This is a genomic window from Siphonobacter sp. SORGH_AS_1065 (assembly GCF_030818595.1).
In the GTDB taxonomy this organism is placed as follows: Bacteria; Bacteroidota; Bacteroidia; order Cytophagales; family Spirosomataceae; genus Siphonobacter.
Window position 1 is genome coordinate 798517 of the sequence record NZ_JAUTAM010000004.1, and the last position, 14617, is coordinate 813133.

General features: G+C 45.2%; 11 protein-coding genes and 1 pseudogene. 3 read left to right on the forward strand and 9 right to left on the reverse strand.

What is annotated here, in order from left to right:
- The first annotated feature begins 35 nt into the window (after window positions 1–35).
- Window positions 36–218, forward strand: a complete 183-nt coding sequence (locus QE390_RS04065; protein WP_307141203.1) for a hypothetical protein — start codon at window positions 36–38, stop codon at window positions 216–218.
- Here the strand turns inward: QE390_RS04065 and QE390_RS04070 are convergent.
- Complete coding sequence (locus QE390_RS04070) at window positions 205–1014, reverse strand: TerC family protein (RefSeq protein WP_307141204.1); 810 nt, start codon at window positions 1012–1014, stop codon at window positions 205–207. The genes QE390_RS04065 and QE390_RS04070 overlap by 14 nt on opposite strands.
- Before the next feature lie 146 nt (window positions 1015–1160).
- Between QE390_RS04070 and QE390_RS04075 the strand changes: the two genes are divergently transcribed.
- Window positions 1161–2180: an SDR family oxidoreductase gene (locus tag QE390_RS04075; RefSeq protein ID WP_106637343.1), complete on the forward strand. Its 1020-nt coding sequence runs from the start codon at window positions 1161–1163 to the stop codon at window positions 2178–2180.
- Window positions 2181–2346: 166 nt separating this feature from the next.
- Here QE390_RS04075 and QE390_RS04080 read toward each other — a convergent pair whose 3' ends face one another.
- From QE390_RS04080 to QE390_RS04090, 3 genes are all read right to left on the reverse strand, one after another.
- Entirely contained in the window at window positions 2347–3279 is a 933-nt protein-coding gene (locus QE390_RS04080) for a homoserine kinase (RefSeq protein WP_106637342.1), read from the reverse strand.
- A gap of 134 nt (window positions 3280–3413) precedes the next feature.
- Entirely contained in the window at window positions 3414–4310 is an 897-nt protein-coding gene (locus QE390_RS04085) for a transglutaminase family protein (protein ID WP_106637341.1), read from the reverse strand.
- Entirely contained in the window at window positions 4300–6909 is a 2610-nt protein-coding gene (locus QE390_RS04090; protein WP_307141205.1) for a circularly permuted type 2 ATP-grasp protein, read from the reverse strand. The genes QE390_RS04085 and QE390_RS04090 overlap by 11 nt, the downstream gene beginning before the upstream one ends.
- A 556-nt stretch (window positions 6910–7465) precedes the next feature.
- Between QE390_RS04090 and QE390_RS04095 the strand changes: the two genes are divergently transcribed.
- Complete coding sequence (locus tag QE390_RS04095; RefSeq protein ID WP_307141206.1) at window positions 7466–9007, forward strand: SulP family inorganic anion transporter; 1542 nt, start codon at window positions 7466–7468, stop codon at window positions 9005–9007.
- 59 nt (window positions 9008–9066) lie between these two features.
- Here the strand turns inward: QE390_RS04095 and thrA are convergent, their stop codons facing one another.
- The 5 genes and pseudogenes from thrA to QE390_RS04120 all read right to left on the reverse strand — a co-directional run bounded on the left by thrA (window position 9067) and on the right by QE390_RS04120 (window position 14480).
- Entirely contained in the window at window positions 9067–11520 is a 2454-nt protein-coding gene (thrA, locus tag QE390_RS04100) for a bifunctional aspartate kinase/homoserine dehydrogenase I (protein ID WP_106637339.1), read from the reverse strand.
- A gap of 246 nt (window positions 11521–11766) precedes the next feature.
- A complete protein-coding gene (locus QE390_RS04105; protein WP_307141207.1) occupies window positions 11767–12579 on the reverse strand; it encodes an ABC transporter ATP-binding protein in 813 nt (270 codons plus the stop codon).
- A 127-nt stretch (window positions 12580–12706) separates the two neighbouring features.
- A pseudogene (locus tag QE390_RS04110) lies at window positions 12707–13531 on the reverse strand (ABC transporter transmembrane domain-containing protein); the annotation flags it as partial.
- A 37-nt stretch (window positions 13532–13568) separates the two neighbouring features.
- Window positions 13569–14000: a tRNA (adenosine(37)-N6)-threonylcarbamoyltransferase complex ATPase subunit type 1 TsaE gene (tsaE, locus tag QE390_RS04115; protein WP_307141208.1), complete on the reverse strand. Its 432-nt coding sequence runs from the start codon at window positions 13998–14000 to the stop codon at window positions 13569–13571.
- A gap of 18 nt (window positions 14001–14018) precedes the next feature.
- The gene (locus tag QE390_RS04120; RefSeq protein ID WP_106637336.1) at window positions 14019–14480 is read right to left on the reverse strand and encodes a YkgJ family cysteine cluster protein; all 462 of its coding nucleotides are present in this window, start codon (window positions 14478–14480) and stop codon (window positions 14019–14021) included.
- Between the last annotated feature and the right edge of the window lie 137 nt (window positions 14481–14617).

Consider the following 14617-nt stretch of genomic DNA (forward strand, 5'->3'; position numbering starts at 1 on the left):
AACGCTAGACTCGCAACTTTAAACGCTAAACGCCAATGACTTTTGAAGCCTACCTTACCCAGAAAAAAATAAACGCTCAGGCCTTCCAGCAAGCAGAACCTGAGCGTTTTGAAGAATGGAAACAGTTATTCGAACAAATGCATCCAGACAGTTTTACGGCTCAAAAGAAATTTCTGATTAATCCCCTTCGCCGAAAATATAGCCTCACTGCGGCTTAAGCGGTTCTTCGCGATCTTCAAACGGCATGCGGTCGGAATTGAGTTTCACCATTTCCGTATTCTTCCGCATTCGCATGTTAATCAGTTCGACAATTAGCGAGAAGGCCATTGCTACGTAGAGATAGGCCTTATTCACTTCCTGGTGGAAGGATTCAGCGACGAGCATAATTCCAATGGCAATCAGGAAAGACAGAGCCAGGATCTGAAGCGTTGGGTTCCGGTTGATAAAATCGGCAATAACACCCGAGAAGGCCAGCATAATTGCCATGGAAACGACAACGGCCATAACCATAATCCAGACGTTCTCAACCAGTCCGACGGCGGTCAGGATACTGTCGATGGAGAAGACCGCATCCACGAGTACGATCTGTACGATAATCGCACTGAGTTTAGAATATTTGGGCTTTGTACCACTAGCTTCGTCAGAAGACGCTTCTAACTTGTGGTGAATTTCCAGCGTACTCTTCGCCACCAGAAATAACCCTCCTGCCAGCAAAATCAAATCTTTCCAGCTAATACCAACCAGCTTCTCAGAGTTGTGTTCGTGTAAAAAGGGTATTTCGAACAAAGGCGTCGTCAGCCGTAACAGCGAGGTAATCCCGAAAAGCAAAACAATCCGAAACACCATGGCCAGTAGTAAACCAATGGTTCGGGCCTGTTTCTGCTGGGCCTTTTCGAGCTTCCCAACGATAATGGAGATGAAGATGATGTTATCCACCCCCAAGACAATTTCCAGAAACGAAAGCGTTAATAAGCTTATGAGTACTGCGGGATCGGCCAAATTGGGAAAGTCCATGATCTCTTGTGGATAAATTGATAATAATGAAAGCTTAAATCTGGGTTAAAACTGCCGTTCCACCACCCGGAATAGGATCGAAGGTGAATAAGCGGTTTGGAATGGATTTTTGATTAAATGTAAAACAAACCAATCTTGAAAATACTATGGCACGCAGCTCTCGTTTTATTTCTCTCGCTATCGGAGTAAGCGTCGTTTGGGCCATTCGACAAATGGTTCGTTCCAGCCGTCGCTTCGAAGTTCAGAATAAAGTTTTCGTCATTACGGGAGGTTCACGGGGTCTGGGATTAGTTTTAGCCCGCCAACTGGCACGTCAAAAAGCGAAGCTCGTACTGGTCGCTCGCGATTTGGATGAGCTCCGTCGAGCCGAAGAATACATTGCCGATCTGGGGGCCGAGGTAATTACCCTGGCCTGTGATATGACAAACCCGGAAGAGGTAGAGGAAATGATCGAGCAAACGCTCGATTACTACGGTCGAATTGATGCATTGATTAATAACGCTGGCGTTATTCAGGTAGGCCCCATCGATAATATGTCGCTTCAGGAATACGATGAAGCGATGGAAACTCACTTTTTCGGTCCACTACACGCCATTCGGGCGGTCTTACCTCATATGCAAGGTCGTGGAGAAGGACGCATCGTTAACATTTCTTCGATTGGCGGAAAAGTAGCCATTCCTCATCTGTTGCCTTATTCAGCCAGTAAATTCGCCTTAAGCGGCCTTTCCAAAGGGCTTCGGGCCGAGTTACTGAGTCAGGGTATTCACGTTACCACCGTTTACCCCGGACTGATGCGAACGGGAAGTCCTCGAAACGCCATCATTAAGGGCAAACACCACAAAGAATACGCCTGGTTTAAAATTGCTGATTCGCTCCCAGTATTAAGTGTTAGTGCTGAATATGCGGCGGAGCAAATTATTGAAGGCCTAAAACAGGGCCGAGCCGAAGTTACCATTAGCTGGCCTGCAAAAGTGCTGTCATTCCTGGACCATCGATTCCCGGAATTATCGACAGATCTGTTCAGCCTGCTGAATCGTCTGTTACCCGATGCCGTCCCTGAAGCCATGAATCCCCGGAAAAAAGGCTACGAAGTCGAATCAAAGCTTACGTACAACGGCTTCTCAAAACCAACCAACGAAGCGGCGATTCAGAATAACGAAATCTAGTTCGTTTACTGTTTTGAATTACCTTCGTAGAGACGCCGATTTATCGCGTCTGGGTAGTTAGCTTACTATAGTTCAGTTATTATCCGATTCATTTTCGGAAAGCTCTTCAATAAAAAAGGGTCGCTAGAACTTAAATCTGGCGACCCTTTTTCAAGTATAGAAAAATTTAACCAATCACCACCGGACCATTTTGGTTGATGCTGGATACGTAAATTTCACTGGCAATGTCTACACTGGCAAAGGCCCGTTGCATGGCCTCTCCCACTTTCTTAGCCGAATCCCGATCTTTACTTAAAGCAAACATCGAAGGACCCGCTCCTGAAATACTGCACCCTAAAGCACCCGCTTCGATAGCTGCGGCTTTCACTTCATTAAATCCGGGAATCAAAATGGAGCGAACGGGCTCAATGATAACATCTACCAAGCTGCGGGAAATCAGACCGTAGTCTCCTTTCATTAAGCCAGCCACTAAGCCAGCCACATTACCCATTTGAGTAATCGTATTTTTAAGCGAAGTTTCCTTGCGAAGAATGTTACGGGCATCCCGGGTATTCACCTCAATTTGTGGGTGGACAATCGTCGCAAAAAGTTCGGCTGGGGTATCTACTTTAATCACATCCAGTTTAGGCTCGTAACTACGAATGGCAATAAAACCACCTAACAAACTCGGAGCTACGTTATCGGCGTGGGGAGTACCACTGGCAAAACGCTCGCCTTCCATCGCAAAAGGCAACAAGTCAATTTGCTCCATAGGGCGACCCATCAGTTCGTTCAAAGCAAAAACACCGGCCACCGAACTCGCCGCCGAAGAGCCCAGACCGCTACCCAAGGGCATTTTTTTCCGCAACTCAATACTAACCCCCTGATTGGCATTGAGGTGTTTCATGTAAGCCAGCATCGAAATACAGGCCGTATTTTTTTCAGGATTAAGCGACAAACGCCCTTGATCGCCTTCAATTTTCACTATCTCCAAACCAGGAGTAGCTTTTTTACGAAGAATAATTTCGTCGCCGGGATTATCGACGGCAAAACCAAATATGTCAAATCCGCAAGCTACATTGGCTACGGTCGCCGGAGCGAAAACTTTGATGGATTCCATGAAAAGAATAGAACTAAAGGCCTTTCTCTGCGAAAGTCGCCTCAATACGTGAGGGTGAGAACTTCCGACAAATGTACAAAATGAGTTTGATGGATACCGTCTAAAAAACGCTTATCCTGAATTTTAAACCATCCCTAGAAGGTATTCAAAAGTTGCTTTTCGTCCGAAGTAACCGGAATGACATCCACTCCAACTTTAATGGTATGCTTGCCGCCGCTAAAAAGAATACCTTTAAGCGGGGAAACATCCCCAAAGTCCCGCCCCCAGGCCGTGGTAATGTGCCGTTCCTGCGGAACCAGATCATTGGTCGGATCAAAGTCACACCAGCCAATACCCGGAGCATACACCGAAACCCAGGCATGAGTAGCATCGGACCCCTGCAACTTAACTTTACCCGGTGGCGGTTTGGTTTCCAGATACCCACTTACGTAACGAGCCGCAAAGCCCAGGCTCCGAAAACAGGCAATAGCCAGGTGAGAAAAATCCTGGCAAACGCCTTTGCGTTCGTGAAAAGCAGTCTTCAAAGGCGTATGAATCGTCGTGAAGCCCGAAACGTATTTAAAATCCGTGTAAATTTTATGACACAGCTCCCGGGCACTTTGATAAAATGACTGATCCTCACGAAAACATTCCGAAGCATAATCCCTGATTTCGGCATCCCATTGCACGTAGGGACTTGGCAGGGTGTATTCCAGCACTTCATTCTTCACCACCAGATTCCGCTGAATTTGCTCCCGAACCTGGCGATTCGTCATGAATAAATCCGTAATAATTGTAGAGCGGGTTTCCACTAAACTGGTGGCTAATACGCTCAGTTGCTGGTGTGGTTTATGAATTGAAAAGTGATGTAATGTATTACCAAAATAATCCATTCGCTGGTTAATTTCATCCGGCATCGGACTAATAATCAGCGAAAAATTAGTAACCTTCTGCTTAGGAAACGTCTTGGGCATAACGCAGGCGATACCGTGATAACTATTGACATCACCCGTATAATTATACTGCGTTTTATGAATAAGCTTATAAATCATTATCTACATCCATTAAAGTATCTGTAATTGAATGCTGCGTGAACGTATGTTTAAAATATAGATTCGCAATGAAGTTGGAAACGGTGCTTACATGGCCATAAATATCCAAAAGCATCTGATCTAATTTTAAATACGGTTTATCCGCTTCTATAACCTTATTCAGTTCATTAACATCCACTAATTGTAACTGTGTAGAAGCCTGTAAAATTGCTTTTTGAGCTTCATTCAATCGTTCTGAATTTTGAGGTAATTTGCTAAGAGCTTCGTTTAGAGCTTTTAATAAATAAGATAAAGAAGTCGGTACCTGCTGATCTAATAATAGCATATCCAGTACGTATTCCATCTCAAAATTTGACTTATACGCTAAGCGATAATTCACTAAGGCAAAGTGACTCATTAAAGCCGCCTCCATCAATTCCGTCTCTACAAACTGTTCCGTCTTCGTACTGAAAATAGAACGAAGAATGGTTACTTTCGAAAGAATACGTTCGACCAGTTTTCCTACTTCAAATAGGTAATAACCGTGATTTCGAGGCAGCGTTTCATTGACAAGTCCGTAGAAGGTAAACAGGTTATTCTGCAACGTATTCAACGCGTTCTGAATATCGTTTGGATTTTGATGAGTATGAATGTTTTTTAATCGCTGATTGATATTTTCAATGTTATCAACGGTTCGCCACGTTACCTGATTCCAGCGATCACGAACGGCTATAATGGCTTTCATATAAGACTGTATGCTCGACGTTATCGTACCCCGTTGATTATCGTTTGCAATACTTTCATAAATCAGAGGATATGGATTTTCAAACGCTTCTTTATTTTCATCCGTAAATCCATTTTCCATTCGAATCAACCGCGAAACGGTTTTCAAAAGAATTTCGATATGCTCGGTCTTATTTGTACTGCCAAAATTTCGCTGAAAATTCAGAGCATTAAGGGTAATAATTAAAAAGCTACTGGCTACCATAGTTCGCTCGGCGTAACGAGCCGTCCAATAAAGGTTTTCGGCACTTCGGCTAGGCAGCGAAGACTGAGCTTTCTGAGATAGTAAACCCGGTAACTTGATACGCTCGCGAATCACCTCTGCTTCATCCGAAATGATCCAGGTATCTTTTGATAAGCCTCCGTATTGATTGGAAAAGGTGAATTTATCCTTGATAGGTGAACTTCGGGTCAGCCCTCCCTGCATAACCTGATACCCCGTGGGCGTGGCCGTGAGAAAGGCCCGAATAGCGGCATAACGAGGTTCAATATGATCCTCAACGAAGGCCGGAGTCGTTGAAAAACTTGTTTCCTGCTGAGCTACGTATTCCGTTGGGTTTTGCAGGATTTGTTGTTTCAATTCCTGCAATTGCTGGTGCGTTAACTGCCTTCCGTATACCGATCTAAATACTTGTTTCCGATTCGCTTTTTTAATGATTAATTCATGCAAATGCTCCAGTACATACGCCCGTTCTTTTTCCTGACCACACCACCAGGTAGCTACCGAAGGCAGGATTAATTCCTCCCCTAAAAAGTGCCGGGAAATGGATGGTAAAAAAGCATTTAAAGCGGAGTTCTCCAGCATACTGGTCCCCGGAGGGTTAATCACCAGTACGTTTCCATTCCGCATGACCTGCAATAATCCGGCTACTCCCAAACGCGAACCTGAACGCAATTCCAGTGGGTCGCACCACTCATCATCAATCCGGCGAATAATGACATCCACCCGTTGTAAGCCTTCAATGGATTTCAACCAGACATAGCCATTCTTGACAATTAAATCATCTCCCTGAACCAGCGTATAGCCTAGGTAAGAGGCAAGATACGCCTGCTCGAAATACGTTTCATTATTGGGACCTGCCGTCAGATAAACGATGTTTAAATGTTCTGATTTTTCTCTGAACACTTTAAACATGGACTGCTGAGCCTGCGTGAAAAAAGGTGATAATCGGCTGATGTAAACATCCTCCGCCAACTCAGGCATGATCTTACTGATGATTACCCGATTTTCGAGTGTATAACCCGACCCCGAAGGAGCCTGCGTACGATTATCCAGCACCCACATCCGGCCATCCGGCCCCCGAGCCATGTCGGCAGCGTAAGTCATTAACTGATTTTCGGTGGGAAGCTTTACGTCCAAACAAGGGCGAAAAAAGCCAGTATTTTCAAACACCAGTTCGGGAGGAAGAATCCCTTCTTTCAGGAGTCTTTTTTCTCCGTACGCATCACGGTAAATTAAATCCAGCAATACGGCCCGTTGCTGCAATCCTTTCGAAATAGATTCCCATTCTTTTTGTTCAATTAAAAAAGGGATGGGATCTAATTTCCAGGGAGAATTTAAGCCTTTAGGTTCCTGATACACATTATAAGTAACCCCGTTTTCACGGATTTTATTCTTGATTTCCTGTAACCTATTTTTTAACTCTAAATTTCCTATTTTCTCCAGTCCTGTAAATAAATTTTTCCAGTAAGGTTTTATACTTCCATCGGAAGCTAAAATCTCGTCATACGAACTAATCTGGCTTTTGTAAGAATCTAATAAAGAATGAATCGTTTCTGTTACCATGCGTTCTGCTTGTGCGAGTAAGGTCGAAACCTCTCCTCCAGTTTTACCCACATTTTACCAAATACAATAGTTCATTTCTACTATGTCCGTGAGTTTGCTTAGTCAAAAATAGGACTAAAAAAATAGATTAGCCTGCTGATGAAAAACTTTAAACAGAGCTATAAGCCAAATTTTAACCAATACAATAGCTACTTATTCAAAATAATAACTACGAAACAAGCTAGAAACCCTAATAAATATATATTTTAAGCTCTTAGTGAATTTTAAACGTGCCTTGATTTTAAGAGAAACGGTATTAAAAGCATACCAGAAACCAACCTGTTAGCCCTGAATCCGTTAACTTTCGAAAGTTACCTGATCGAGTTCTTCAAAGTATTAAACTATTACAGGGTTAATTATGCTTATTCCCACATTCCCCCCGGGATTCAAAAGCTATTCTTACTTTTGCAACTAGATGAATCACCTGACGTTATCTTCTTTTCTGCATCTAGCCCTTACTCCACCCTGAGTTTGGTCTTTTCCTGCTTCCCTTTTCCAATGATTAATCTTTCTGGCCATCCCAAGCCGCGGAATTACTGCGTTCCGTTCGGTGTAACTATACTGTTTTATGAACTCACGATTGAATCTGTTCGATTTAAGTCAAAAAGTAAATTACAAAACTGAAGTACTTTCGGGTCTTACGGTTGCCCTGGCCCTCATTCCCGAGGCCATTGCTTTTGCCCTGATTGCAGGTCTTTCGCCTTTGACTGGCTTATACGCTGCCTTTACCATGGGTTTCGTAACCTCTATTTTGGGAGGCCGCCCCGGCATGATCTCAGGAGCAACGGGAGCCGTCGCCGTGGTTATTGTTAGTCTGGCTCAATCGCATGGTGTTGAATATATTTTCGCTACTTTAGTTCTGGCGGGACTACTTCAAATTCTGGCGGGAACTTTAAAACTTGGCAAATTCATCCGGCTGGTACCTCATCCCGTTATGTTCGGATTTGTGAATGGCCTGGCCATTGTCATTTTTATCGCCCAGCTTAATCAGTTCAAGTATACTGATGCCTCAGGCACTTTGCGGTGGTTACAGGGTACGCCTTTATGGATCATGCTTGGCATTGCAGGTATTACCATGCTCATTATCTGGGGTCTTCCTAAGCTTACCAAGGTAATTCCGGCCTCATTAACCGCTATTGTGGTTGTTTCGGCGGCTGTGATTGGGTTTAACATCGACACTAAAACCGTTGGAGACATCGCTTCTGTTCAAGGTAGTTTTCCACCTTTTCACATCCCATCGGTTCCGTTTACCCTTGAAACCCTGCAAATTATTTTTCCCTACGCCTGTATCGTGGCTGGTGTTGGCCTGATTGAAAGTCTGTTAACCCTCAACCTTATTGATGAAATAACTGAAACCAAAGGCCGAAGCAATAAAGAATGCATGGCTCAGGGAACGGCCAATATCGTTTCCGGGCTTTTCTCAGGCATGGGTGGTTGTGCGATGATTGGCCAGAGTCTGATTAATATTTCGTCTGGTGCCAGAGCCCGGTTATCGGGAATAGTAGCTTCCGTGATGCTGCTCGTATTCATCATGTTTGGAGCAGGTCTGATTGAAAAACTGCCTATGGCCGCCCTAACTGGCGTGATGATTATGGTTTGCATCGGAACTTTCGAGTGGGCGAGCCTGAAAACGATTGGACGGATGCCCGTAATCGATGTGATCGTCATTATACTGGTCACATTGGTAACGGTATTTTTACATAACCTGGCTCTGGCGGTGCTCGTCGGCGTTATCATTTCTGCCCTTGTCTTTGCCTGGCAGAATGCCCAACGCATTAGGGCCAGAAAATACACGGACGAAAGCGGTATCAAACATTACGAGCTTTTTGGTCCGCTGTTTTTTGGTTCGATTCAAACCTTTAACGAAAAATTTGACATCACGAACGATCCAAGTGAAGTAGTTATTGATTTTGCCGAAAGCCGGGTTGCTGATATGTCTGCGATTGAAGCTCTGCATAAACTAACCCAACGATATGCATTAGCGGGTAAAGTCGTTCATTTACGCCATTTAAGTCCTGATTGCCAGCGATTGCTTCGGAAAGCGGGAAGTATTATCGAGGTTAACATCATGCAAGATCCCCACTATCAGGTGGCTTCTGATCTGGAATAATCACAATAAAAGCCCGAGGTGACGAACCTCGGGCTCTTTTACTATCATAGCTATTATGCCTAGGAAAGATAACTTCCAATCGAAACGATATCGGCAAATACGCCTGAAGCCGTTACTTCAGCACCCGCCCCGGGGCCTTTGATCACCAGCGGGCGATCATGGTAACGCTTCGTGGTGAAAGAAATGATGTTGTCGGCACCTTCCAGAGCGTACAGCGGATGATTCGGCCCTACGGCTTTCAGGCCAATGGTAATTTTGCCACTTTCCAGCGTAGCCACGTAACGTAGCTTTTCGCCTTTGGCGTCGGCATCATCCACCCATTTCTCGAATACGGCATTACAGTTCTCCAGTTCTGCGAAGAAATCATCCACCGAAGGAGCATTCTGGCAACTTTCAGGCAGTAAGGGTTTGATTTCGATATCTTCAAAATTCAGTTGCATCCCAATTTCACGAGCCAGAATCAGGATTTTTCGAGCTACGTCCTGACCACTTAAATCGTCGCGAGGATCGGGTTCGGTGTATCCTTTGGCTTTCGCTTCGCGAACCACTTCCGCAAAACGTAATCCCGGACGGAAATTGTTGAAAATGTAACTCAGTGTTCCCGAGAAAACGCCTTCAATTTTCAGGAAACGATCCCCCGACGCGATGAGTCCCTGAATGGTATTAATGACGGGTAAACCCGCCCCGACGTTGGTTTCGTACAGGAACTTTACTCCTTTTTTCAAAGCCATGCGATGACGACGAGCGTACTCTTCATAAGAAGCCGCGTTGGCCGTTTTATTAGGCGTAACGATGGAAACCGAAGCTTCCAGCAGGCCTTCGTAATAGTCTACTATCGATTTATTCGCCGTACAATCAACGAAGATACTGTTTGGTAAATTGAGCGTTTTGATCCGTTCGATAAAGCCCGAAAGATCGGCCTTTTCCCCATCGTGATCCATGCGTTCATCCCAGTGTTCCTTGGAAATACCGCCTTCGTCAATCACCATAACCCGGCTGTTGGTTACGCCAATCAGACGAATCTTCAGGTTGCGGAATTTCCGCATGTAACTCTCCTGCTGCGACAACTGATTGAGTAACGTCTTTCCAATCAGTCCCGTACCCATCAGAAACATGTTCAGCGTTTTTACCTGATCGGCAAAGAAGCTTTCGTGAATAACATTCAGTGCTTTGGAAAGATCTTTCCGCTCTATCACAACCGAGATGTTCAGCTCCGAACTTCCCTGAGCCGTAGCCACGATGTTAATCCCGTTTTTACCCAGCACGGAGAACAAACGGCCCGAAACGCCCGTATGCTGACGCATGCCTTCACCCACTACGGCAATTACGGAAAGGTTTTCCTGAATATCCACGCCTTCTACGTCCCCCATGCGAAGTTCATTGGCGAACTCCGTTTCCATGATTTCCCGCACTTTGGCTGAGAATTTAGGATCAATAGCGAAACAGATGGAATGCTCGGAAGAAGCCTGTGAAATCAGAATGACCGAAATTTCGTGGCGAGCCAGCACGGTAAATAACTTAGCCGAAACCCCGGCTACTCCAATCATTCCCGAGCCTTGCAGGTTAACCAAAGCCAGGTTATCAATGGAACTGATCCCCGTAATTGTGTACTCATGCGGCGGAGCCTGACGCGTGACAATCGTACCCGGATGCGAAGGATCAAAGGTATTCAGTACCTTGATGGGGATATTTGCTTTGAACGCTGGCGTTAAACTGGGTGGGTAAATTACCTTGGCTCCAAAGTGCGTCAGCTCCATCGCTTCCGCATAGCTCACCACGGGAATCGTAAAGGCGTTACGAACCTTTCGGGGATCGGAAGTCATCATGCCTGGTACATCCGTCCAGATTTCAATTACCGAAGCATTCAGAGCGGAGCCAAAAATACTGCCCGTATAATCTGAGCCCCCACGACCTAAGGTTGTGGTAATACCATCTTCAGTCGAACCGATGAAGCCGGTAATGAGCTGTAAACTTTTATTTTTTGAAAAATGATGCTGAATCAGGTGGTTGGTTAACTCAAAATTTACCTCGGCCTGCTGGAAGCTGGCGTTGGTTTTAATGAGTTTACGGGCATCGAGAAAGTCACAGTCCACGCCCTGATCTTTCAATACTTCAGTTACTAAGGTCGTAGAGAGACGTTCCCCAAAACTTACTAACAAGTCAGACGTGCGAGGTGAAATTTCCCGAATCAGGGTAATTCCCCGCAGCAGATCTTCCAGTTCATTGAAAAGTCCCATCACATCAGCAATCACACGACTGCGGAAACGGGGGCCAATGAAATGATTAATAACTTCCAGGTGACGATCCGATGCTTTCTTGAATACGTCGCGATATTCTTCATTACGAGCAGCCCGGCTGCCCATTTCGAGCAAATGGTTGGTAAAACCACCCATGGCCGAAAAAACTACGGCAATTTTCTCACCGCGTTGAAGATTATCATGAATAATGCCCAAAACCGCCTCAATGGCTTTGATGCTTCCTACGGAGGTGCCGCCAAACTTTAGAACTTTCATACGCTAATGAACGGCCTGATCGCCGTCCCGATAAAGTAAATGAGCCTATGGGGAATAGGCTATTTAGACAATAGAGCCGCAAAGATAGCCGAGACACCCATTATGCAGGTGAAGAATTAGAAATTCTGATGGAGAAAAGCCAATTCACCCCATTTATTTACTCAGTTAATTCGGGAAGAGAAATAGATTATTTGGCTAAAAACGAAAAAATCCCGAAGTTTTCGAAGCTTCGGGATTTTACTTGGTTCAGAGCGATTGTTCCATCTTTTCTCCCTGATGCCACCAAAGTTCATTGAACTTCTGGCCATTTTTACGTAAGAACTCAAAAGAACCTTCTTCCAGAATCCGCCCTTTGTCCATGACGTAGACGTAATCGAAATCCCGCAAGAGGTGCAGTCGGTGCAAAGAAGAAATAATGGCCTTATCCGAGAACGCCTTAAACATGCTGTTGTAAATTAGGGCTTCCGTTTTGGGATCGACACTGGAAGTAGGTTCATCCAGTAATACCACCTGACTTTCCTGAGCCGCCAGAATGCCCCGAGCCAGGGCCAGCCGCTGTTTTTGTCCACCCGAAAGGTTAACTCCTTTTTCCTGAATACTTGATTCCAATCCCTGAGGTAACTGCTCAACGACCGTCTGAAAATGAGCGATTTCACAAACCTCCCGAATCGTTTCTTCCGTAAAGGGCAAACCTAGCGTGATGTTGTAGGCAATGGTATTTTCAAAAATTTCAGGCTCCTGCGGAAATAGCGTTACCGTATCATACAGCGTACCCATGCTTTGAGCTTCTACTCCATCTACTTTTAATTGAGCACCTTCTTTGGGTTCGTACAGTCCTCTCAATAAGGCAAGTAAGGTACTTTTTCCGCTGCCACTTTCGCCAATTAATGCGATGCGTTGGCCCCGTTGAATACGTAAATGGAGGCCATGCAAACCCGTAACCTGCTCCGTCTGGTGAGAGAAGTTGATGTTTGTGAAGCGTGATTTCTTTCCAGTTTTCAGGCACTTTGGTAGCAGCTTCCGGGCGGTGATGATCGTTATAGGCTTCCGCAATCTCATTGGCCGCCTGTAAGTCGGTATTATGTCGAATGATGTCCGTATACTGCCAGGCTACGTCCTGAAAAACGCTGGTAAACTGATTGACGTATCCTAGTAACGTTACCAAACCACCGACGGCAAAAGCTCCCGTTGGGCTATAATTCTGGTAGACATAGCCCAGCGTGATAACCGCGTAGATCAGACCGATCATCATTTCGGCGGTAAACCATTTCCATTCATTAATGACTGCCGTTCTGCGAAAAGGCTGGAACATAGCGGATACTTTCCCCAGCAAACCCGTTTCCATGCTTTTTTCCAGTCGAAGCGTAATGACCGTAATGATGTTGGAAAGGCTGTCAAACAAAGTTGCGGAAACCGTGTGCTCATGTTCGTTCACCTCATTTAATGATCTAATGAAAGGTTTGTCAAACATGAAAATAACCCGCAGGGTAATCGCCCCAATGAGCACTCCAATGGTTCCGAAAACCGGGGAAAAGTAGAGCATCGCACTCAGCGAAAATACGAATTTGGCCAGAGCGTGTAAGTAAACGAAGCCATTCTGGAAAAACTCCCGCAGAGCTTCAAAAGCTTTTCGAATCCGGTTAATCGTCGCTCCCGAGTGGTGATCTTTGTGCCATTTCACGGGCAGGTGGAGTGCCTGATGATACCGTTCCTGAAGGAAATTTCGACTCAGATTGAAGGCTAGTTCACGCTCCATTACCCGGGCTGGGCCGTGACAGGCCCAGAACAGAAAACGAATCAGCAAATAGCCCAGAGCGTACCAGAGGGCATAACGCAGGGCATGCATTCCGTCCTGCTGAAGCTTATTAACCAGCCAGCCCAGCATCAGCGGCAAGGCTGCTTCAATTAAGTTGGAAAGAATAAAAAGAGCGTACACGAGCAGATACCTTCGACGTTCCTGTCGGGCATACTGCCAGGCCGTGCGTAGCAGTGAGATATAAGGATTATTCATGGTTTCGGGATGGATGGGAAAATCGGCTTGCGAACTTTCAGGAAACTTTAGTTACTGAAATACTCCGCGAATCATCAGCATTACTCTCAATCCGTACCGATAAATAAGCTTCGGGCCAGAGATGAGGTATCTGGGAAGGCCATTCGACGAAACAAAAGTTCCCGGAATAAAAATATTCTTCAACACCGATATCAAAAGCCTCTATTTCGGACTTAATCCGGTAGAAATCAAAATGATAAATGGTGTCATTCTGATCCGTAGAATATTCATTCACCAAGGCAAACGTTGGGCTTTGCACCGTTTGAAGCACTCCTAGTTCGCGACATAAAGCCTTCACGAATGTGGTTTTGCCCGCTCCCATCTCTCCTTCGAATAGCCACACCCGCAAATCCTGGCCGTAAGCCAGTACCTGACGAACCGTTTCGGGTAAATCCGCCAATGAGGCACAATGAAAAACTTTCTCCTGCATGAATGTATCTCTAAGAATTTAGGCGGGTATTACCTTTTGCAGACGTTCCACAATTTCAGCCACCGCCGGGCAAACCTGGGTATTCGCCAGCGTTAAGTCCAGAATCTGGTGCATCCGCCGCCGGTCCGTGTGCGGGTATTCCCGACAGGCTTTGGGCCTTACCTCATAAATGGAACAATAATTGTCGTAACCTAAAAAAGTACAGGGCGAACTGTTTAGGACATAATGCCGGTCTTCATCCATGTGAAGATAACGAGCAATCAAATCCGCTGGACGCATCCGCAGGTGTTTGGCAATCCGCTCAATATCGGCATCCGTGAAGATGGGACTGGTAGTTTTGCAGCAATTGGCACAGGTGAGACAATCCATATCGTCAAAAACTTCTTCGTGCAATTGCTCAAAAGCTTCGTCTAATTTTTTAGGTTTACGGGCCTTAAGCCGGTTCAGATACCGTTTGTGCTCCGCGTAACGCTCGTTCATTTTACAAAATTAATCTAATTAGTTTTCTGTTTGCAGTTTTCTGTTGATGTAACATATAACCAACCACAGGGTTACTCAAAGTTGTAAGTCTTATGATCCTGTTCTTTACGGATTTGCAATCTGAAAGAGATCTATTA